The sequence below is a fragment of the Chryseobacterium salivictor genome (assembly GCF_004359195.1).
Classification (GTDB): domain Bacteria; phylum Bacteroidota; class Bacteroidia; order Flavobacteriales; family Weeksellaceae; genus Kaistella; species Kaistella salivictor.
In genome coordinates this window covers 2,741,583-2,764,337 of record NZ_CP037954.1, presented here as the reverse complement: position 1 = coordinate 2,764,337, position 22,755 = coordinate 2,741,583, and the positions used below count along the sequence as shown (strand labels likewise).

The 22,755-nt window shown below is 36.8% G+C and carries 19 protein-coding genes; 8 read left to right on the top strand and 11 right to left on the bottom strand.

Annotated elements, in window-relative coordinates:
• Nucleotides 1-83 precede the first annotated feature (83 nt).
• Nucleotides 84-326, top strand: coding sequence for a hypothetical protein (locus tag NBC122_RS12545; RefSeq protein WP_133440706.1), 243 nt, complete (start codon nucleotides 84-86; stop codon nucleotides 324-326).
• A 6-nt stretch (nucleotides 327-332) separates the two neighbouring features.
• Complete coding sequence (locus NBC122_RS12540) at nucleotides 333-596, top strand: helix-turn-helix transcriptional regulator (protein WP_221343578.1); 264 nt, start codon at nucleotides 333-335, stop codon at nucleotides 594-596.
• A 155-nt stretch (nucleotides 597-751) separates the two neighbouring features.
• Here the strand turns inward: NBC122_RS12540 and NBC122_RS12535 are convergent, their stop codons facing one another.
• On the bottom strand, nucleotides 752-1,945 hold the full coding sequence (locus NBC122_RS12535; protein WP_133440705.1) for an MvaI/BcnI family restriction endonuclease: 1,194 nt from the start codon (nucleotides 1,943-1,945) through the stop codon (nucleotides 752-754).
• A 2-nt stretch (nucleotides 1,946-1,947) separates the two neighbouring features.
• Nucleotides 1,948-4,173 (bottom strand): DNA cytosine methyltransferase, encoded by a 2,226-nt coding sequence (locus NBC122_RS12530; RefSeq protein ID WP_133440704.1) that lies wholly within the window; start codon nucleotides 4,171-4,173, stop codon nucleotides 1,948-1,950.
• 343 nt (nucleotides 4,174-4,516) lie between these two features.
• On the opposite strand from NBC122_RS12530, the gene NBC122_RS12525 reads away from it, so the two are divergent.
• The 3 genes from NBC122_RS12525 to NBC122_RS12515 are packed head-to-tail and all read left to right on the top strand — an operon-like array spanning nucleotide 4,517 to nucleotide 8,065.
• Nucleotides 4,517-5,857: an ATP-binding protein gene (locus NBC122_RS12525; RefSeq protein ID WP_133440703.1), complete on the top strand. Its 1,341-nt coding sequence runs from the start codon at nucleotides 4,517-4,519 to the stop codon at nucleotides 5,855-5,857.
• Nucleotides 5,858-5,859: 2 nt separating this feature from the next.
• Nucleotides 5,860-6,831, top strand: coding sequence for an O-methyltransferase (locus tag NBC122_RS12520; protein WP_133440702.1), 972 nt, complete (start codon nucleotides 5,860-5,862; stop codon nucleotides 6,829-6,831).
• Nucleotides 6,832-6,841: 10 nt separating this feature from the next.
• A complete protein-coding gene (locus NBC122_RS12515; protein ID WP_133440701.1) occupies nucleotides 6,842-8,065 on the top strand; it encodes a DNA cytosine methyltransferase in 1,224 nt (407 codons plus the stop codon).
• A gap of 285 nt (nucleotides 8,066-8,350) precedes the next feature.
• On the opposite strand, the gene NBC122_RS14410 is transcribed toward NBC122_RS12515, so the two are convergent.
• From NBC122_RS14410 to NBC122_RS12495, 5 genes are all read right to left on the bottom strand, one after another.
• Nucleotides 8,351-8,500 (bottom strand): hypothetical protein, encoded by a 150-nt coding sequence (locus NBC122_RS14410; RefSeq protein WP_165983220.1) that lies wholly within the window; start codon nucleotides 8,498-8,500, stop codon nucleotides 8,351-8,353.
• 33 nt (nucleotides 8,501-8,533) lie between these two features.
• Nucleotides 8,534-9,430 carry an IS3 family transposase gene (locus NBC122_RS12510; protein WP_246012368.1) on the bottom strand — a complete coding sequence of 299 codons (897 nt, stop codon included), beginning with the start codon at nucleotides 9,428-9,430 and terminating at the stop codon, nucleotides 8,534-8,536.
• Nucleotides 9,431-9,453: 23 nt separating this feature from the next.
• On the bottom strand, nucleotides 9,454-9,720 hold the full coding sequence (locus NBC122_RS12505) for a transposase (protein ID WP_133439681.1): 267 nt from the start codon (nucleotides 9,718-9,720) through the stop codon (nucleotides 9,454-9,456).
• A 27-nt stretch (nucleotides 9,721-9,747) separates the two neighbouring features.
• Nucleotides 9,748-11,133: an AAA family ATPase gene (locus tag NBC122_RS12500; RefSeq protein WP_133440700.1), complete on the bottom strand. Its 1,386-nt coding sequence runs from the start codon at nucleotides 11,131-11,133 to the stop codon at nucleotides 9,748-9,750.
• Nucleotides 11,134-11,388: 255 nt separating this feature from the next.
• Nucleotides 11,389-11,871 (bottom strand): helix-turn-helix domain-containing protein, encoded by a 483-nt coding sequence (locus tag NBC122_RS12495; RefSeq protein ID WP_133440699.1) that lies wholly within the window; start codon nucleotides 11,869-11,871, stop codon nucleotides 11,389-11,391.
• Between the two features lie 1,688 nt (nucleotides 11,872-13,559).
• Here NBC122_RS12495 and NBC122_RS12490 point away from each other — a divergent pair.
• Genes NBC122_RS12490 through NBC122_RS12480 form a run of 3 tightly spaced genes read left to right on the top strand, consistent with a single transcriptional unit; the run spans nucleotide 13,560 to nucleotide 20,403 of the window.
• Nucleotides 13,560-16,562: a SusC/RagA family TonB-linked outer membrane protein gene (locus tag NBC122_RS12490; RefSeq protein ID WP_133440698.1), complete on the top strand. Its 3,003-nt coding sequence runs from the start codon at nucleotides 13,560-13,562 to the stop codon at nucleotides 16,560-16,562.
• A 14-nt stretch (nucleotides 16,563-16,576) separates the two neighbouring features.
• Nucleotides 16,577-17,950 carry a RagB/SusD family nutrient uptake outer membrane protein gene (locus tag NBC122_RS12485; protein ID WP_133440697.1) on the top strand — a complete coding sequence of 458 codons (1,374 nt, stop codon included), beginning with the start codon at nucleotides 16,577-16,579 and terminating at the stop codon, nucleotides 17,948-17,950.
• Entirely contained in the window at nucleotides 17,950-20,403 is a 2,454-nt protein-coding gene (locus NBC122_RS12480; protein ID WP_133440696.1) for an alpha/beta hydrolase family protein, read from the top strand. Before NBC122_RS12485 ends, NBC122_RS12480 begins: the two co-directional genes overlap by 1 nt.
• Before the next feature lie 35 nt (nucleotides 20,404-20,438).
• Here NBC122_RS12480 and NBC122_RS12475 read toward each other — a convergent pair whose 3' ends face one another.
• The 4 genes from NBC122_RS12475 to NBC122_RS12465 are packed head-to-tail and all read right to left on the bottom strand — an operon-like array spanning nucleotide 20,439 to nucleotide 22,690.
• Nucleotides 20,439-20,708 (bottom strand): DUF6520 family protein, encoded by a 270-nt coding sequence (locus tag NBC122_RS12475; RefSeq protein WP_133440695.1) that lies wholly within the window; start codon nucleotides 20,706-20,708, stop codon nucleotides 20,439-20,441.
• Nucleotides 20,709-20,763: 55 nt separating this feature from the next.
• Entirely contained in the window at nucleotides 20,764-22,248 is a 1,485-nt protein-coding gene (locus tag NBC122_RS12470) for a MauE/DoxX family redox-associated membrane protein (RefSeq protein WP_133440694.1), read from the bottom strand.
• Between the two features lie 25 nt (nucleotides 22,249-22,273).
• Nucleotides 22,274-22,444 carry a hypothetical protein gene (locus NBC122_RS14405; protein WP_165983166.1) on the bottom strand — a complete coding sequence of 57 codons (171 nt, stop codon included), beginning with the start codon at nucleotides 22,442-22,444 and terminating at the stop codon, nucleotides 22,274-22,276.
• A gap of 9 nt (nucleotides 22,445-22,453) precedes the next feature.
• The gene (locus NBC122_RS12465; RefSeq protein ID WP_133440693.1) at nucleotides 22,454-22,690 is read right to left on the bottom strand and encodes a hypothetical protein; all 237 of its coding nucleotides are present in this window, start codon (nucleotides 22,688-22,690) and stop codon (nucleotides 22,454-22,456) included.
• Nucleotides 22,691-22,755: the final 65 nt, after the last annotated feature.

Genomic DNA, 22,755 nt, shown 5'->3' with positions numbered 1-22,755 from the left:
GAGAGGTGCAAATTGTTGATAATATGACATTTAACCGCAAAGTTATGAAATATTGAACGCAATAACCATTAAATTCAGGAATTATGAATACCTACTTAAGCGAACAGGAAAAACTAAGCCATCCGTACTACCGGATCATGGAACTGAAGGGTGATGAACTGAACGAAAAACTGAACTCATGGTCAAGGTCTGAACTGATCGACTGGCTGTGCTGGAATGACCGCAATGGGGTTTATACCGATGAGGATTCTTTACCGGAATTCGGAAATATACTCAGCAAGGAAAGAGCAATTGAGATCATCACCGAAATGATTAATGAACCGTAATTAACAGTGAAAAACACAACAGTTACAGACGGGGTTTCTATGGAAACTTACCTTACGGACTGCCGTTTGAAAGTAGGCCGGTCTATCCGGGAAATCCGGGAAAAACGCGGCCAGAGTCAGGAGCAGTTAGCTGATAAAATGAACATCAGCCGCTCCACCATTTCTAAAATTGAAAGCGGGAAATTCAACTGCAGTATTGATTATCTCTCTAAATTCGCATTCTTTCTGGACTTTGAAATTATTCTGCAGGATTCTCAGCGGAATCTTTAATATTATACAGAGCAAGTTTTTAGAAAACATCAATCGGGTATTGTAAAATGTCAATCTGTTAATATGTTTTCAATCACAGTAAAGGATTGGCTTCACCAAATCTACGCTTTCGCTAATGAGGGGGGTGGATTTGGGTTTAGTCAACAGCTTCAGCCTTACCTCACTAATAAATCGTAAGACTGACTTGGTGGGAATAACAAACTCAATGCATTAGGTTTGAGCTTGAAAATTGGACCTTTTTCGACAACTTTACCAATTGGTGTTCGTTTAATCAAATGGTCAAGAGTAATAATCCCTTGTTCAAGCAAAATATCAAACTGTGACACGATCGGTTTTTTCGTATGTTCGACAGACTTGTAGATAAAATGCTCTTTACCATCAATCATCAAAGTATCGGTTGCCACCCAAAAAGTCTCATTGTGTTTTTCAAGCAAACGTTTATGCAAAGTTTCTAGTCTCCATACTACAAAGTCCCCAACGGTTCCTTTATCTGAAGTTTCGATTAACTGCCGAACATCGGTATCCACTTTCAACTTCAAGCCTTGGGAATTACGAACGATTGCAGAAACGGTACAATACAGTTTATAATCATCACCACGTTGATAACCAAACTCGTTCAAAATTTCTGCTGAACTTTTAAATTTGCTGGCTGACCAATCCGGAACTTGTGCAAACAGATTTTTTCTATTTCCTTTTTTATCTCTAAATGATTTTAATTCAATGCCTTTATAATCTGGCTGTTTTGACGAATTAATGTTAATACCTAAAAGTGTTTCAAGAGTTCTACCAATTGCGGTATCTGCTTGCAACATTGCAGGAACTGCCCCTTGCAAACTTATTTTCCTTAACAACATCAGTAATTCATCAGCCACTTCTCTTGACAAAGAATTGATTTCATTTACCAATTCTTTCAACGGATTATTAGCAATTCCATTAATCAAACTATCAAAATCAAGTTGTGTTACATTGACAACGTACAATTTATTATCAAAAGCAATAATTGCTAAAATATCATTTGGGTTAGCAATCTTTGAAAGTTGGGAAATCCAGATTCTTGGGTCTCCTCCTTTTCCCTTTGCTTTTGGTCGATACAGAGAGGTAACTGTTTCAATTATATCAGAATTTATGATAAGGCTAGTCTTGATATACACTCCATTTTCTTTAGCTCCCTGACCTTGTAATTCGTAATCGTGAATATTTTTATCTTTCAAATATGCCCGAACAGAGCCAGTGGCATCCATAATAGACTTTTCAAGACCTGTTTCAGTAGGTTCTATCAATGTGACTTCAACGGATTTTTCAGTTAACAGCTTTATTCGCTCTATTTCTAATTTGGTTAATTGCCTCATTCTTACTCAATATTTTTTAATATTTCTAAAGCAATAGCTCTTGCCATTAAAGGCGGAACAGCATTGCCAACCAAAGTAAATTGTGGTACTTCGAATTTTCTTTTATTCCCACCTGTAGACCGTTTTCCTTGAAAAACAAAACTATCATCAAAAGACTGCAAACGAGCCATTTCACGAACGGTCAGTGCTCTAGGACTTGCGTAGTGTATATAATCATCAGCGATAGTCATTATGGTAGAACTTTGCCCGTCTGCTTTTAAAACATTGTAGTTTCTTTTTTCAGAACTCAAACCTATTTTTTTTAATTCCTCCTTTGCTTCATTATAGTTTCCAGCATTAAGAATTACACTGAGCCGTTTTACAACAGTATCATTTTGTTTACTGGTTTTATGGTTTTGTAATGGCGCAACAATATGGGTTAAAACATTTTCTAATTCTCCTGAATTTCTCACATAAAATGGATTTTTGGCATTAGAAAACCGTCCATTTAATCTTCCTTGTCTTGACCATTCAGCATAAGTTAATCCACTTTTAGGGTCTGGTTGCCCATCGATTGAACGCTTTTTTAGCAAAGATGCCATTTGTTCAGTCGTTCCATTGTATTTCGCTTTTAAATCAATGTTTTCATAATTAAATTTTTCATCATCATTTCCGATGAAATCTAAATCATGCAATGCTTCAAAAACAGTTACTTTTTCATTTGCAGAAACAGTTGCAGGAACAGTTTTAATCAATTTTTGGTCTTTTCTGCAACCAATAAATAAAACCCTTTCTCTATTTTGTGGTACCCCATAATCAGAAGCTAAAGCGACAAAGGGTTGGTCGATATTATATAAGCGAATGTGCGTGAGGATTTCATTTAACTTTGATTCACTTTGCTGCTTTTTCGCAACTTCTGTTAACCCTTGTACACATTCGTCAAAAGAATAATTATAAATTTCTAAAGCTAAAATTAGGTCTGCAATTTCATTTTGAAAAGCTGGTGACGGATTTAGTCTTTGGAAAGCATTATGCAATTCTTCAATAATATTATTGGGTTCAATTGATACTAAAAAATCATCAAATTTTGGAGCAAAAAAATCGTTGTCCAAATCGTTATGATTTTTCTCTTGAATAACTTTTTTGCGGATATATGCCAATTCTTTCGCTCGTTTCAATAGATTAAAGCCGTGGCGAATCGTTGCGAAATTGATATCGGTTTTGCTCGTTTTGTAATCTGCAATTTTGGGTGCAAGAACTCGAAATTTGTTTTCTATGTTTTGAATATAGTTTTCCTGAATAGTGTCCAATTCTTTGTCAACCGCTTTTTCAAAATTCAATCGTTGTAAATAACAGTCAAGGATAAACTGATTTTCCACGCTCGATTTTTTTAAATTTGCTACAAATTGAATGAGCTGATGAAACTCTTTTAAATCAATAATAGAGCGTATTTCCTGCAAAATCATTTCTTTAATTTTGCCACCTTCTTTTGTCAAAATCCCTTTCACATTTTCCATCACAAAATACTTCGGACGAAGCATTTTTATAACATTCAAATAATGGGCAAATAAATCATCTTTTTTATCAAACTTTTTGCGCTTTCCTGCCAAACTAAAACTTTGACAAGGTGGACCGCCACAAACAACATCTATCGTTTGACCTTTTACTTTCTTCAAAAGATTATCGATAAAATCTGGCTCTGTAATGTCTTGACGCAAAAAATCCGCATCCATTCCCAATTGATGATTGTAACGAGCCAAGTGGGTCAATTCGCAATTCTCGTTGATGTCGCTTCCTAAACGAAAGTCGTAATATTTGTTTCCGTGTTCTGCCTGAAGAAATCCTTCGCTAAAACCTCCTGCTCCAGCAAATAAATCTAAAAAAGTAACTTTTTGTTTGGTTTCATATTCGGTTGCATCTTCGCATACCAATGATACCTCTGTATTTTGTCTGCGGCTATGAACCAGAGACAAAATTTTCTCTTTAACTTTCACATCAGTAAACTGACTGTGCGGAGCGGATGCAAAGTGTTTTTCAACTTCTTGTTTTAAGAAAGTGAGGAATTTATTGATGCTCTTATGAGTGTACTCAGTTTCCTTGACGTTTTGATTTTTGGCATCCCAGTCTTTTTTCATCACCTTTTCACCAGTTGAAACCTTGACCTGAATATCTTTTTGCCTTAAAACCAAATGAATTGGAAAGTGCTTTGACTTATCAGCCTTATCTAAATAAAATTTGACGTTTACCATATTGCGGACGTTTTTACGGACACGGACAAATGTACGGACAAATTTCAAACTAACAAAAATAAAAGATATAGGTGTTGCAGTTTTTCCTGAATGATTCTGTTCTTATAAACTATGCTCTATAACAAATCGCAGTTAAGTATTTAAATTCTTGTAAAAATAGTCAGTGAAATAATATCATGAAAGTTCCGTGAGTAACAAATGGATTTAACTCTAGATTTATGCACTATTGAAACTTGAAATAAGGAGAAACTGCAGAAGGATAGTTACGCGTAATTAAACTTAATTTTTTTTTTTAGATAAAAATGAATATATTTCCCATATATTTAAATAAATAATCACCTATATGCCTACTAATAAAAATACTGTGTCTGCAGATCCCGCAAAAGGTTTTTTTGTGTCTATGTTAATAAAAGATATCACACTACGGGATGCTATAGGAGATTTAGTAGATAATTCTGTTGATGCAATAAAGACCAGAGCTGATAACCCAAACGATTTAAAAGGTTTTGAAATAGACATTAAATTAGGAAAAACATACTTCTCCATAGAAGATAATGGATATGGTATGGAAGCTGAAGTAGCAAGAACTACAGCTTTTAATTTTGGCAAATCAGAAAATCATAATTTAATTGATAATTCTATAGGTCAATTTGGAATAGGAATGAAAAGGGCTTTCTTTAAAATTGGAAATAAAATCCAAGTAAAATCGACATCCCCAAAGTCAAAATTTGAAATTGATATTGATGTTCAAGAATGGCTAAAAGATAAAGAAACTTGGCAATATAGCTTCAAAGAAGATACATTACAGGAAGATATTAAAAATCCTCCTTCGAAAACTGGTTTTAGAGTGAAAATTTCTGAGTTGAGTAATGACTCTGAATTAAGTTTTAATGATAAAACATTTGAGGATCAATTAATCAAAGAGATACAATATGAGCACATGCTCAATATTAACAAAGGTTTAGTAATTAAAATAAATGATTTTATATTAAAAACTACTCCTATAGATTTAGTCTTTGATGAAAATGTTAAGCCATCTTTCTGGGAAAAGTTGGAAGAAAATCAAAGTGTGAGAATTCTTGCTGGAATATCAACTAAAGATGATGAAGATGGGGGTTGGTATATATTCTGTAATGATAGACTAATCATTGCAAAAAATAAGACTGATGAAACCGTTTGGACTGGTTCAAAAGGAGATGGTGTACCATTATGGCATGCCCAATATCATAGATTCAGAGGTTATGTGTTTTTTGAAGCTAAAGACTCCGCTTTATTACCTTGGAATACCACTAAAACTGGAATGGATTTAGATTCTCCTTACTATAAAGAAGTTAGAAGAAACATGATTATTATGACAAGACAAGTCATGGATTTATTAGATAAACTAAAAACAGAGAAAGAAAAGGATAATCCTTCCGAAGAACAAACTCTAAATAAAGCAATTGAAAAGAGTTTAGAAAATCCTATTTCGGTTGTAGAAGCTTTGAAACAAACACATTCACTTTCAAATAAATTTACGTACCCTGTCAAGCTGTTTAATCCTCCAAGAAAAAGCAAAATGACAAATATATCTTATCAAGTACCAACTGAACGCTTTAATCAAGTAAAAGAAGATATAAATGCTTCAACATCAAAAGAGGTTGGCCTGCACACTTTTAACTATTATTTTGAAAATGAACTTTAAGTATGGCTAGTTTCGAAGATATAAACTATAGTTTAAGACCCAATAAGTCAATTGAACGAAAGATGATTTGTGAAGCTTTTCAAAAATTGGCATATATAGGTGATTTAAGGGACTACAGATACATTGGTATGGGTTCTGCCTACTTTACCGATTTCATATTATTTCATAAGTATTTTGGCTTAGATAAAATGATTAGTATTGAAAAAGAAGAATCAAAAATACCGCGTATGGAGTTCAATAAGCCTTACAAGTGTATAGAAATGCGCTACGGTACGACAACAACCGTATTACCAAATCTTGATTTACAAGACCATTTAAATTTAATTTGGTTAGATTATGATGGAAAAATTGATGATTTCATGTTTGCAGATTTAGATTCCGTTGTAGCAAATGCTAAAGCTGGAAGTATGTTTCTCATTTCAGTTAATACAGAACCAGATAATCATTTACCAAAAAAAGAAGATAAGATGAAAGCTCTCATAGAAAAAGTTGGAAAAGAGAGAATTCCTAGTATTTATAGCGATACTCTTTTGAATACAAAAAACTACCCTATCGTAATTTACGAAATGATTAATAGACAAATAAGAAAAACACTCCTAGAGAGAACAGGAGGTGATGATAAAAGACTTGATTATCTGCAATTATTTCATTACATATATGAAGATGGAGCTCAAATGTTAACTGTGGGGGGAATATTATACGATGAAAAACAAAAAAAAGAACTCGTAAAAATGAAATTTGCAGAGATTAATCATCTATCAACTGATAATAATTCGATTAAAATAAAATGTCCTAATTTAACTTATAAAGAAGTTCATCATTTAAATAATTTACTTCCATGTGAATTGAAAATAGCACCATCTGGAATAATCAGTAATAAAGAATTTAAAAAAATCCCACTGAATACTAATGATATTAAAAATTTTGCTGCAGTATATCGATATTATCCAAATTTTGCTGAAGCTAATTTATAAATAATTATTAATGATTAAAGAAAAAAAAATTAAGGTAGTTGATCTGTTTGCTGGAGCGGGAGGCTTTGGATTAGGGTTTAAATTAGCAAAATGTAACTATGAATTATTACTTTCTTTAGAAGTAGACAAGTGGGCGGTTGATACTTTAAAGGCGAATAGTAATCATACTATTATTCATAATGATATAAAAAAATATAATACAGCAGGAAAAATAAAGGAGATTTGTCCTGAGAAACCTGATGTTATTATTGGAGGGCCGCCGTGTCAAGGATTTAGTAACGCTGGCAAAAAAGACCCTTCAGATCCAAGAAATTCATTGTTTAAAAGTTATGCAGAATGGGTTGAAGTCTTGGAACCTAAAATTTTCGTGATGGAAAATGTTAAAGGTATATTGACCGGTAAAAATGAGAGGGGAGAAAAAGTGATAGATATAATAAGACAAACATTTGAGAAAATTGGTTACAGAGTCAATATTTGGGAACTTAATGCTGCAAATTATGGTGTTCCTCAATCTAGAGAAAGAGTTTTCATTGTAGGTAATAAATTTAACACAGATATATCTATACCGCCGATCACACATTATTTTCACTATGAAAAAGCGAAATTAAATGGGAAAGCGCAAAATCTTTTAGAGGCAATTACTGTTATTGATGCAATAGGTGATTTACCGGAATTAAATGCTGGTGAAGGGAGCGAAGAAGATATTTATACTAAAGAAGGTAGTTCAACATTCCAAAGAATTAGCAAGGGAAGTAATAACATTTTATTTAATCACGTTTCCATGAGACATACATCACGAGTCGTAAAAAGATATGAAAGAATAATGGATGGTGAAAGTTTATTTGACATGCCTGAAGACTTGATGGTCAGAAAGAGAAATGGAAATGGTGAATTGTCACAAGTTCTTTTTTCATCTAATTATAGACACCTTAAACCAAATATGATATCATACACAATACCAGCTTCATTTTACTCTAATTTTATTCATCCAACACAACCACGAAATATCACTTCACGAGAAGCGGCTCGATTGCAGTCTTTTCCTGATAATTATGTTTTTAAAGGAAAGAGAACGCAAATTTCATCCAAATTATTAACAAAATTGGGAAAAGATAGTGAAAATCATTTATCGCAATATAATCAAATAGGGAATGCCGTTCCACCGTTGCTGGCAAAAGCTATAGCCAGACATTTACATTCGTATTTAAACAACAATTTTGGTATATTAACTTAGTTAAATGTGACACTATCCCGCAAAGTGTGTAAGTTAAAAAATTGAGGCTCAGATTATAAAATCTGAGCCTTTCTTAAAAAACGGAAGTAAATTGATTTAAAAAAAATTTGGTGCCGGAATCGAAGCGGAACTCCTTTTTTAGTCAATAAAGCCCAACTCCCATCAATATTTTCTGAAAAAGAAACTCCGAAATCGGGAGGCTTTGGAGCGTAGGGTATGCGTTTTTGCTTATGGGCTTTCATTTCTTGCAGACAAACGAAAGCTTAGTTATTAGCGGAAGTTATTTTATAATTCAGGAGAATATTTTTGTAGCATTTGTATTATGAAATTTTCTAACTCGTTAATGTGTATGATACCATCTGTTGAATCTTTGAATACTTCCCAACATAAACTAAAAGCTTCATCCTTTGAACTTCCAATTCCTAATTGATTCATTTTATCAAATAAGCAGTTGTAATCTTCCCTTGTTTAGGCACACTCAAAAGTAGAGTTTTTTGATAATATTTTATTGTTGTCGTTGTTGAAATTTTGTTGGAATGTGGGAAACTCATTTGCGCTATTTTGATTGAGTTTTCCATATTTCAATAAAAAATCCCGTGGTGTAAGGTATTGTAACGCACTATGCGGTCTCTCATTATTGTACATCCACATCCATATTTCTGCATAATTTCTCATTTGTTTGATGTTCTCAAAGAGGTAAACACTTAAAAACTCTGTCCGGAATGTTCTGTTAAATCTCTCAATCAATGAGTTTTGTGTAGGTTTCCCTAGTTGAATGAAGGCTAGTTCGATATTCTCTTTGTTGCAATAATCTTTCATTTTTTCTGCAATAAATTCCGGTCCGTTGTCCACTCTTATTTTTTCAGGTTTTCCCCGCCATTCAATTAATTGTTCCAATTGCGAGATTACTTTTGCAGAGGGCAAGCTGCTGTCAATAGTGATGTTTAAAATCTCTCTGTTAAAATCGTCAATGATATTAAGGGTTCTCACGCTTTTGCCATTTTCCAAACTGTCGTGCATAAAATCCATGCTCCAAGTAACGTTCGGATAGATGGGGCGAACCAGTGGTTGTTTTATCCGTGCTGGAAGCCGCTTTTTCCTTTTACTTCGCAAATTTAATCTCATCGACTTATAAATCCGATAAACCCTTTTGTGATTCCATCCAAAGCCTAAGTTTTTCAACCGATTGTGCATCATCCAAAAGCCCCACGTTTGATTAGAATCTGCAAGTAAAATAAGTTCTGCACGGATTTCATCATCTGAACTTTTAAATACCTGACGATAATAATAAACTGAACTTCTTAAACTGAACACTTTGCACGCCTTGCGCAAACTCATGTTATGGATTTCTTTCGAATAATCCACCAACTCACGCTTCTCACAAGGCGTTAGAGCTTTTTTTCGATCACATCTTTTAAGACGACAATCTCCAAAGTTTGCTCAGCTACGATCTTTTTATATTGCGAAAGTTGCTTTTCCATCTCTTTCATTTTTGAAAGTTGCTGAACATCCAATCCACCATATTTGCTCTTCCACTTGTAAAAGGTTGGCTGGCTAATTCCATGCTCCCGGCAAATCTCATTTACCGTTTTTCCCTGATTTTGTTCAGATAATATCTTGATGATCTGAACTTCTGAAAATTTACTGTTTTTCATAGTCTTTCAAATTTAAAAACTATATTTTTAAATGATCCTATTTTTGGGGAAGATTACACAGTGATTGTCAGAATTATTAATGTGATACTCTAATGTTCCATTAGGATTTATTTCTTGGTACTTTTCTGCTAAAAAAAGTTCAGGACTTTTATTTGAGTACAAATGAAATAAATTTTCTTCTTGTGGAAATGTAGTTTTCATATCTCCATCTAGGATACAAGCAAAGCCAGTTTTAATCTTTTTATATTCATATGTTTCTTTATGAGAAGTGAAGTAATTATGAGTTTTATTTGCAGAGCCAGAAATAATAATATTTACTAAATCTGAAATATTGGACAAATTATTATTCGTTTGTAAATTTGAAAGAATTTTTTTTATTATTTTTTCCGCAATGTCGTCCTCACAGTATAGGTCAATAAGCGGATAGGAAACAGAATCCATTTTAGATAACGCTGCATTGACACTAATATTTTGAATGCTTTTAAAGTTGTTTGAATAGTCTTTTTCTATAAAAATTCTTGCGGTATCAGGAACGCTTGAAAGAATTGTTTGTGAATGTGAGGATAAAATAAATTGCTTATTGTCGTTCAAGGCAATATTATACAACACTTCAATCAATCTTCTTTGCACTTTTGGATGTAATCCAATTTCAATTTCATCTATTAAAATTAGAGAATCTTTATTAGCTTCAACAACATCGATAATAATTCTTGTTAATACTTCTTCACCTGTCGCTGCATTATAACTTGAATACTGATTAGAATTTTTGTATTTAAATATGTCCTTATCTTGATAAGTAGCTAGTTTATTTAATTCAAAAGACTCTTCTAAAACATATGACAAATATTCTTCTATTATGTTAGAATTATTTGGTGAAATAGTATACTCGTTAGCTGATTTCGTCTTGTTAAATATTACTTTGCTATAATTTCTAGCAGGCAATATCCTATCTAAGTCTATAAATACAACGTCACGAAATTTAAATTGACTTTCCTTTTTTCCAATTCCATTCCACTTTTTAGTTGAATGTTTTCTTTGTCCTCTTTTAGTTTCAATTTTAGTTCCCGTTTTATATGTTATGTAGTAAGTCCAATCTTCTGATTGCACATCCTTGTTAGTAATTTGCATCAAGGAACTCCAAGTATGTCTACCAAGATTTCCATTTTGAGGATTTCTTTTAACGAAATTAAAATGACTACAAGCTATAGCCATTAAAATAGTTGATTTACCTGACCTATTAGTCCCAGAGATTACAGAAATAGGATGATTAAAATTAACTGTTAAAGAGGGAATATGTCTAAAAGGTTCTAGTTTAATAGCTTTAAGAAATTTTGGGAAATTATGTTCAACCGTCAAATCTAGACTGTCAATGCTATTTCTATCTCTATTTGGATTGGTTTTTTTTCTAGCCATTATTTTTTTATGGGTTGATTTATAATTTCCGCTACCTCTCAAATATACGCAATAATACAATTTAGATTAAAAATAATTTTACTTTTCAACGAATTGGCAGTAAATAATATATTTAATTGTAAGTATTGGTATTTATTTACAAATGTTGCGTATTTTAAATATTTGTAATTTTATTTCGCTTTCAATTTTTTAATCTCCAACTTTAATAGCTCGAACATTCTTTCTCCAAATATACATCCCCTCTTTCTTACAACCTTACGGTTTCCCGTAAAGCTCTTCAAAGATCTCACCTCCTTTAAGTTTTAATGACATTTCAATTAAGATTATTTCTTCTGTAGTAAATGAAATATCAGTATAATACAGATTTTTTAGTCTAGTAAGTGATATCCCAGTTTTAGCTGAAACTTCTTCAATATTATTTTGCTGCGTCTCATATTTCATTATAATATGTCCCAATTCACTTCGCTTTTTTGGCACATATTTGTTCAATGAAAATTCATAACCTTCATAAACAAAGTTGAAAATATTGGAGAAATTATCTTTAACCCCTGTATATATTAAATAGAATGTTTTGGGAGAAATACTTTTTCTTTCCATAGTTATTAATTTACTAATTTCTCCATTTGAAATATTACATTCTTTGGCTAGTCTTTCATTTGACAAGCCCAGTTCTTTCTTTTTAGAGACTATGTATCTTGAAAAATTTTCAAGAACTTTGTTGTTGATACTATCAGACATATATTAATGAATATTTCAATTCCATTTTGTTAAAAATTTGTTTATTGGAATTATTTTGTTATATTTGCTTTAACGATTTGAATATTAAGGCTAAATAAGCCCATAATAGACGATGTTTCTCGAGTCAAAACGACCAATTTCCATCGAGAACACCGTGAAATCGCTCCGTGCTTAAAAAAGTTTCTTACTTTTGTACCTGCATGGGAGCGGTTTTCACGTAAACTTTAGATGGTAACTTCTTTCGGGAAGGAGGGTTTGGTCGCCCATGACTCTAAAGTGTGAAACCGCTCCTTGCTTTTTTCAAGGATATTCTTCGCATCCAAGAACATCGTTTCATAACAACAAATAACAATGTATTATGAGAACGACATTTTTACCACCTTAAAAACCCAAGAGAGCTAAAAGTCTCTCACCGCTTCACCCAGATTTTATAAAAGATCACCAACGCTATACCCACCAATGTAAAAGGGTAAGATCATGTGCTACACAAAATCTATAAAATCCAATTGCCCATCAACTGCACCAAAGCCCCAAAAAAGGCTTGTGGTGGTATGAAAGACTGTTAAAAACTCGCACGTTAAAAATAGGTTCTTTCTTCCAATTAACCAAATGCCAATGCAGGAGAAGTTAATGCAATTAGAAATTGATGGTTTTGGTAGGGTAGTGTTGGTTTTTTTAATGCAGGATGTAGGATGCAGGATGCAGGATGTTTTGCTTTTGCCTCGAGATCCTTCGACAGGCTCAGGATAACAGATTGTTCGCGATGCTAGGAATGACTGGAGTAGGAGAGTCTTCGCTGTTAGGAATGAAACTTACAATGGGTTGCACAACCATTGCGGCATTACGCTTACTCGGGAAATGGTCTTGTTTTAAAGACTACGTTGTATTAAAAACTTTTAATGTATTCATCATGAATATTTATTTTTATTATTTCAACGATACTTAGAGCTACAGTCACATTCATATCAAAGCTCTTTTAAAGGATTGGTCTTTAGCGGGAGAGTGAACTTTCTTCATAAGTTTCTAAACGTACGGTGGCTGAGCCTGTCGAAGCCTCCCCTAAGCCATTCCGAAGGATAATGTGATGATTTGGTAATGTGATGATGTGATGATTTGGCAATGTGCTGATCTGGTGCTTCGGTGAGAATGGAGATTTGGAACAAAAACTGTGGATTAATACCCTGTAAAAACATCCAGCACCCATCATCCAACAACAAAAAGATTTGTCTTTAGCGGGGAAGTATTTCTTTTCTTCATCATTTGTGTTTTGCTTTCCCCTAAAGCAATCTGAAGAGCCAAGTAAAAAGTAAAAAGAGCCAAGTGAAGGTATAGAGAGCCAAGTAAAAAGAGCCAAGTAAAAAGTAGTTCTTGATTGAAAATAGGATGCTCCGTAGATGCTTCATAGATACTTCATGGATACTTCATGGATAGTTCATGAGGAGTTCATGAGAAGTATTTGAGTATTTCACGAGTCAGGAACCGGAAATTAGAATGAAGAAAAAGAATGAATTAAAACTTTTGAATGCGCCATCCGTTTTTTAAACGATGCAGCACGTAATCTATCATCTATCATCTTTTTTCTATCATCTATCAAAAAAAACGCCCTTTCCCTAAAGTTTGCCCACCGCAGGAAAGAGCAATAACAATTATCAGTACATAAATTGAACTAACAATTAAAAAACAAAACTATGAAAAAAATCCTATCAACCATAGGACTTGTTTCCGGTTGTCTGGTCTTTTCTGCGATTCACTCGCAGGTTCAGGCACAAACCCGGACCGTCACGGGAACGGTCACCGACGGTGAAAAGCCCCTGAGTGGGGTAGTGGTCACCCAGGACGGCACCAATGCGCTCACTACCACCACCGCCACGGGAGCTTTCTCGCTCCTCATTACCGGCGAACATCCTGTCCTTATTTTCCGCCATCCTGAATACAGTGAACAAAAAATAAACACTGACGGGAAATCTACTTTCATCATTTCACTCACGGAAAAAGTAAAGTCGATTGAAGAAGTGGTGCTGAACGCTGGATACTACAAGGTAAAAGCCAGAGAAAGTACGGGGAGCATTGCGAAGGTCACCGCCAAGGAGATTGAAAATCAACCCGTAACCAATGTTCTGTCGGCACTTCAAGGGAGAATGGCCGGCGTAAGCATTACGCAGAACAGCGGCACGCCGGGCGGAGGTTTTGATGTACAGATCCGGGGAAGGAACAGTCTGAGAAATTTATTCAACAGCGCAATTGACGGCAGTCAGCCCCTGTATGTTGTCGATGGAATTGCACTGGGAAATACGCTGACGTCTACATTTTCACAGACGGTTCTGCCTCTACTGAATATAAGTCCGCTCAATTCATTGAATCCGAATGATGTAGAAAGTATCGAGATTCTTAAAGATGCAGATGCTACTGCAATTTACGGGAGCCGCGGAGCCAACGGAGTGATATTGATTACGACAAAAAAAGGAAAAAATGCAGCACTTACGGTAGCGGTCAACAACCAATATGGAATCAGCCATATCACGCGCTACATGAAGTTGATGAACAGTGCGCAATATGTCAACATGCGGTTGCAGGCTTACAAAAATGCTTCCGTCTCCAGTCTGCCAGCAAGTGCTTATGACGTGAACGGCACCTGGGATCAAACCCGAATTACGGATTTTCAGAAAGAACTGATCGGTAACTGGGCGGAAAACAGCAATACGCAGCTCTCGATTTCAGGCGGGACTGCGCAGCATTCGTTCAGAGTAAGTGCAGCCCACAATGATCAGTCCACCGTATTTCCGGGAGATTTTCATTACAAGACCAATACGTTTGATACCAATTATAGCTTTTTATCACTGAATAAAAAGTTTCAGCTTAACCTCTCCAATTTATTTTCACAGCTCTCCAATAATGTGGTAAATACGGATTTTGCAAGCCGGGCGCTTGTGATGAGTCCAAATGCTCCGGCACTGTATGATGCCGCCGGAAATGTGAACTGGGAAAACAACACGTTTACGAATCCTGTTGCCGCTTTGAATGGGACCTATCACAATCAGATCTATCAACTGAATGAAGGACTCACGATGAATTATCAATTTCTGGACAATTTTAGTTTTAAACTCAACGGCGGGTTCAATTATCAAAATCTGGAAGAGATTAATATTAAACCGCACACGCTGTACAATCCATCTTTTGGATTGACGTCAGAAGACTCCTCCTCGTCAAAAAGCACCAATTCCATCTTTACCTATCTGGCAGAACCGCAGGTTTCCTATGGTAACACTTTCGGTCAGCACGAACTCAATATTTTAGCGGGATTTTCGTTTCAGCAAACCACAACAAAAAGGTCTGCAATGACGGGAGTTGGCTATTCCAGTAATGCCTTGATCGAAAATCTGGCCGCTGCCAATTTTAAGATCATTTCGCCGGACATTCAAAACCAATACAAGTTCGCTTCCTTACTGACGCGTATTAATTACAGTTTTGCCAAAAAGTTTATCTTAAATCTGACAGGTCGCCGCGATGGCTCAAGCCGCTTCGGATTGAATAATAGGTTTGCGAACTTCGGTGCGGTGGGAGCTGCATGGTTGTTTTCTGAAGAATCTTTCCTCAAAGATATGAAGTGGTTGAGCTTCGGGAAAATACGAAGCAGTTACGGAATCACGGGGAGTGATTTCATCGGTGATTATCAATACCAGAATAATTACAGTATTGCGGAGGATGCCTATAACACCAATGCTGGCTTATATCCAACGTCGCTTTACAATCCGGATTTCAGCTGGGAGAGAACAAAAAAACTGGAAGCAGCGCTGGAATTGGGACTTTTCAAAAATGCTGTTGCCATTTCGGCTGCATTTTACCGCAACCAGTCATCGGGGCAACTGGTAGGAATTCCATTGCCTGCTACCACGGGTTTCTCTTCCATTCAGGCTAATCTGGATGCAGTGGTCGAAAATAAAGGGTGGGAATTTGAGGGATCATCGACTCCTGTAAATACCGGGAACTGGAGGTGGCAAACCGCCTTCAACATTAGTTTCCCGGAAAACAAGCTGATTTCTTTTCCAAATCTTGAGGGGTCCACCTATGCCAATAAATACGTGGTCGGAATGCCGACTTCAATTGTAAAACTGTATCAGTATGAAGGAATTGACAGCACGGGGAAATACCGTTTTACGGATTATAACGGGGACGGTAAAATATCCACGCCCGAAGATGCAAAAGCAATCAGAAATATTGGCGTGAAGTATTACGGCGGATGGCAGAATGAAGTGCGCTATAAGAATGTCAGTTTCTCCTTCTTAGCCCAATTCGTGAAGCAGACCAACTGGAATTTCTTCAGGACCATGACGACCCCAGGAAATATGAATAATCAACCGGTAGAGCTTCTTAATGTCTGGTCTGCGGAAAATCCGTCCGGAATCATCATGCCGTATTCGCCCGGCACCCAAACTCAGGTCAATACCTTAACCGCCAACTTTAGAAACAGTACGGCCGCTGTGGGAGACGCCTCCTTTGTACGGCTGAAAAATATCCAGTTCAATTACAGAATCAATACCTCATTCACCTGGATGAAAGAGGCTACGCTGTACGTACAGGGTCAAAATCTTCTTACGGTCACGGACTACTTTGGACTAGACCCGGAGTTTGTGACAACAGGATTTATCCCGCCTCTTAAAACCTATGCCTTTGGAATTCAACTGAAATTTTAATTAAAATTATTAACATGAAAGTAAATATAAAACTGCTGACGATTGTTGCAGGTATTCTTTGTATCACCACCTCCTGCAAACAGTTCATTGACGTGGACGATCCCATTGATCAGATTAATGCGGCAGACGTTTATGCCGACAAAAACACTGCTTACGCAGCCTTAGACCAACTGTACACAGAACTTCAAACCAACTCACTCTACTCTGGAGGATCTTCGGGGGCAGGCGTGTTGCTCGGTTCTTATACGGATGACTTAGAACTGTATTCGCCTACCTTGGGTTCCTCAACTTCAGATGTTTATCTCAATCAGCTTCTGGCAGATAATTCTATTGTAAGATCGGTGTGGGCCAATGCCTATAAAGAAATCTATATGGCCAATGCACTGATCGAAGGGGTAGAACGGTCTTCTTTAGCGGAGCAAGATAAAAAACAGATTACCGGCGAAGCTTTGGTGATACGCTCTATGATCTATCTCGACTTAATGCAGATCTACAGCGATATTCCTTATACCACGACGACTGATTATGTGGTGAATCAAAAATTACATAAAACACCGGAAGCGGGAATCCTGCAATTGCTGGAAGCGGATTTGAGTCAGGCAATTGGTATGCTGCCTGATGAATACAGAAATCCGGACCGGATCTACGTCAATAAAAAAGTGGGGGAACTGGTACTCAGCACCATTTATCAGTTGCAAAATAAGTGGACAGAAACGGAGCAGATCTGCCGAAGCATGATTTCAACTCCGGAGTACAGTTTTCAGAATGACATTACCAAAGTCTTCAAAAAAGGGGGCAAACATATTTTATTTCAGTTAAAGACCCTCTATGCAGGTGCTCCGACACCCGAAGCGGGCATTTATTACTTTTCTACCGTTCCTCCGCAAAATTATGTTTTAAGTCCGCAACTTGTTGCCGCTTTTTCCGATAACGATCTACGCAGGAGTCACTGGATTTCAAAAATCGAAGGTAATGGTCTTGCATTTTTCAGAAATGATAAATATAAAAATACGGACACCAACAGCGATGAGTATTCTGTTGTTTATCGGCTGGAAAGCGTTTATCTGATGTTGGCTGAATCTTTAGCCCGGCAGGACAGAACAGGTGAGGCGATCCCGTATGTCAATAAGATTCGACAAAGAGCAGGAATCCCGTTACTAAATGATAACATAACAAAAGAGGACTTGCTGACTGAAATATCAGAAGAAAGAAGGCGGGAGTTTTTTGGAGAACAGGGACAGCGCTTTTTTGATCTCAAACGCCTCGGGAAACTTAATATTTTAAAGCCGCAGAAGTCCAACTGGCAGGATTTTCATCAGCGGTGGCCCCTCCCGGCCTCGGAAATGCTGCTCAATACCAATCTTAATCCTCAAAATCTCAATTACTGATGATGAAAGTAAAGATATGGTGCACCATTGTTTTTGGCCTGTGCACGGGCTCAGTATTCTCCCAGCATAATCAATCTGACTTCCAAAACCAAAGGTATGACGTTATTCATAACGAATTATCCCCAAACGGGAAATATGTAAGCTTTAAAAAAGGATATCAGGATTCACAGGACAGTTTAGTGGTATTGAATACTCAAAATCCCGTACAGATCATTCATGAAACCAACGGGGTAAGAAAATCGTTTTTTACAGGGAGCAATACGTTATTCATCGTAAAAAACAGGGGACTCGAAATACGTAATTTAAAGACACAGAACAGTTTAAATGTAAATAATATTTTACAGGTAGAATACGCAGCGGAAAGGAAACAGGTTCTCGTGATAAGCATTGGGGAGAAGGGTAACGAACTGTTGATTCTGGATGAAAAAGGTACTGTGATCAAAAAGATTTCCGGAATTGACCGTTTTGAAATCCTCCCGAACAAAGAAGTTTTTGTCACGGGAAAGAATGGAGAAACCCAGACGGTCTACGAACTTCACGACAATGAATTACATGCGATCTATGCGACTGCCGATGCGACGCCTGACGTATTAACTGCAAATAACCGGAATGTGGTCATTATTGAACATCTGGCAGCAGCGCGAAATTCCCGTGTAATGATGGTTAATAAAACTTCGCGCAGGGTTTTTCCTTTACAAAATATGTTGTCGGACCAAATTGTCCAGGTTATTGCTGTTCTGACGGATCATCCGGATGAGGTTTATCTTCAGATAGCAGTCGCGATAGCAGCAAGTTCTGATAAAATAGCGGATATCTGGTATGGAGATGATAATCGCCTCGAGACCAAATTTTATGGAGCCGAACAACAGCATTATTATTTGTGGAGACCTTTGGATCAACAGTTGGAAAAACTGGATAACGAAGACTTGCCGGAAGTCGCTTTTACGGGCAACAGCCGGTACTATCTCAAGTTTGATCCCTATTTCCTTCAGGATTATTCTACCTATGACGTGCCACTGGTCATGCATCAGTATGATCAGACAACCGAAACCACCACTTTAGTGGGGGAAACATCCTCACGGGTTTATCTGAATCGTGACGGGTCCCTTTTAATCTCCAAAAAAGGAGATGACTGGATTTTACACAATGTAGAAACTGCTTCCACCGAAAGAATTCATCTTCCCCAATCTGAGGATGTTTATTTTTCTTTAGACAACAAAAAGATCTATTTTGAACAGGAGGGAGGGATCGTTATTTATGACCTTCTAACAAAACGGTTATACTCCATCAAGACGGTCAAAGGGTTTCAGAATACCATTCTGACCGGTTACCAGACCAAACTTTTGCCGAAATATGGAGTGTATAGGAGTGGTATTGATACCGGTACACCGCTGCTTATTCATCTTACTCAAAAAATGACAGGCGAGTCGGCAATAGCAGAATTAAGAGATCAGAAGATTACCTTTCTGGTTCCCCGGACGGTGAATAAAATCTCTTCTGTGAAATTTGACCGTAAAAACAGGAATCTAAGCTATGTTTCTGAAAACTTAAACAGTCCACCCCAACTGTACGCCGGAAATTATTTACGCCTGAAACCGGTGTACCAAAGCAACATCAAGGATCATCTCATAAAAAATGTAAAAAAAGAAGTGTTTCAATATCATAATACGGAAGGTCTTCCGATCAGTGGTCTTTTGATTTATCCCCTCCATTTTGACAGGACCAAAAAATACCCAATGATCGTTAATGTTTATGAGAACCAAAGCAAATATCAAAATACCTATTTACGGGATGGATACTACGGGCGGACCGATGGCTTCAATGTCCGACATTTTATTGAAAATGATTATTTTGTTTTTCTGCCGGATATTATATATAATAAAAAAGGAACCGGGCTGTCTGCGCTTGATTGTGTAGAGCAGGGATTAAAGGCACTTTCCTCAATAAACAGTATTGACTTCACAAAAGTGGGATTAATTGGACATTCTCACGGAGGCTACGAAACCAATTTTATCGCTACACACTCCGATAAATTTGCGGCATTTGTTTCCGGTTCGGGGAACAGCGATCTTGTAAAGTCCTACTTTTCCTACAATACGAACTTTTACAGTCCTTTTTTCTGGCAATTTGAGGACGGGCAATATCGGATTGGGACACCGTTTTTTCAGGACAAGGAGATCTATCTGAAAAACAGTCCGGTCCAGTATGCAGATCAGGTGAATTCACCCATTCTTTTATGGACGGGCAAACAGGATGCAAACATTCATTGGGAACAAACGATGGAGTTCTATCTTGCACTGAGAAGAAGTAAAAAGATGGTCGTAGCACTGTTTTACAAAAACGAAGGTCATTCAGTTCACGATTCCGCTTCAAAGCTGGATTTATATTCAAAGGTTTCAGATTGGTTTGCGCATTATCTTAAAGGGGCAGATGCGGTTTGGATTACCAAATAAAATAAAAGGGATGCTGTTCAGCATCCCCTTTTTTATTATTGAAAATATAATTCCGTTGGACAGCTTGTCCCTACCAGATTGTATAAAATTTCCGGTCCCATTCCTACATCCGCAGTACAGGTTTGAGTTCCTGTAGTACTGCATCTAATATGCGTGTTCTGGCATTTTACCTGTTCGTTCGGACGTTTAACATGACCGTCTACGATTGCTGCATCGTTTGTTTTGGCTGGTTTTGAAGCAAACGCGCTACCGACACCTAATACTGCAAAAGCTGCCGGTAAAATGAAATTCTTTAAATTTTTCATTTTTTTAAATTTAAAAATTAAGTGCCTACTCTAAGTCGGGTTTTCGGCGTCTCCCTTATTGAAAACTATCTTTGACCGATTTATTCCACCGGTACCTGATAATTTTTGTACCGGACAATACAAATAAGTATTGATCCGTAGCCAGCATCCGTAGCGTTTTCTCTCTTCCTTTCGGAATATAAAAACTCCCCCAATATTCTGCAGAATATGTTTTATAGACATCAATAATGAAATGGTCCTTCCACAATGATCTTTCCTCAAATTTCCCCATGCGGGGGGACTCGCAAAAAAGTACACCTCCGTACACCGCCATACTTCTGTTAACAGTTGGTGGGGGTACTGTCATTTTCCGTCTACCATCTTCTAACTTTGTGACAGGAATATCCGGAGTGGAAATGGGGTCAATGGTCCGCATAGAAGTCTGTTTTGTTTTATTCAAGTCTAGTTTGATGATCCGGTTGGAATAATAATGAACATAAAAAACTCCACTATTTTTTTTGTCGGTAAGTAAGAGACCATCCGTATCAAAAATACCGTCGTGCTTTTTCTTTAAAATATCGCCCCGCAGTTGGACGGAGGGGGTTTCGTTAATCTGTAAAGAACCTAAAACCTTATCCTGCGTGCTGCTGCTGACTGCAGTGAAGTAAAAATGGTTAGAATCGATTATTGCCAGCTGTTCAAAGTACACGTTCCGGAAACTTTTGGTTTTTACTTTGCCGCTGAAATCTTTCTGATTTCCGGCGTATATGATTGGTACAGTACCGTCAAAAAAGAACAGTTGATCATTTGAAACTTTCACTTTCGGACTGCGGAATTGAAGGTCAGGGTCTGTCTGAATGGTAACGGTCTCCAATTTTTTGAATGAGTGATCAAGGGTAAAAAGCTGAAAGGGAGCTGTGGGATTACCAAAATAAATATGCTGATCATCTGAGCCTGCAAAATAGTAAGAATTTACCTCTAAGTCAAAGGATTGGTCTAGAATGATTGGTTGAAACGGAAACCTCCTCGTGAAATTATTCTCTTTTTTCATGATATACTCAGAAGAAAGAAAGAGGGCGCCCATACCGCCACCACTTATCATCACGATAAGACTGCTCACAGCAGCAGTTCTGCGAAAATGGACCGCCCCTTCTTTCCCAATGAAAACAATTGCAAATAAAGAGATACCAACACATGCAACATTAAATATCAAATGTTCCGGCCACCCCATTTTTTCTAATATCCCACCACAGGAACAGGGAATATCATCGCTGTGGTGCAGAATCAGGTAAATATATACCGTAAAAGCTACCATAAGACCGAATGCAGTGTGCATCCCCAGATTTCTCCATTTCGGGACGAACAGCAGGACTGCAATTCCGATTTCCAATGCGATAACCCCATAAGAAATCATTCCAGCATAAGCACTCAGAAGCGGCGACTGTGCCAGCTGCACTTGAAAGTTTTCAAAATCTATCATCTTGCTTGCAGCGGCATACACGAACAGAAGGATGAAGAAAAAACTTACGGTAATTGGGAATGTTTTTCTAAAGGTTTTCATGATAATTGTTTTTTTATCATCGTTATCAACAGATCTGAATCAGTTTCCATTGGATTTTTTTACCGCAGTAATCGGGCATTGGGCTGCCTTTTGCGATGGGGGAGGTGGTTTTAAAATTTCCCATACTTTCCCAGATTCCACTAGTGGGACAAGATAATCCTGTGGCACGGATCATGGTTTTAGCAGATGAGTTCATAACATTGAGTCATTTTTTATTGCCATTTCCCATTCTCCAATCCTGTCCGTCTTTTATGGGTGGATCTGGATCATTAATGCCGGGTGCTTTCAAAGAGTCTCCTGCTAAGATTTGAGAACGATCCGGTTCTTGATTTTTTTTGAAATTTTCCAAATTAGGATAGCTGGTTTCTTTGTCTGATTCTCTACAGGACCAAACACATAAAATACACCATAAGATTGCTGTAATTGAGAGTAACTTTTTCATTTTAATTGATTTTTAAGTTATCTCGGCCGAGTTTTTATTAGAATTCCTGAGTCAAAGATATCAGA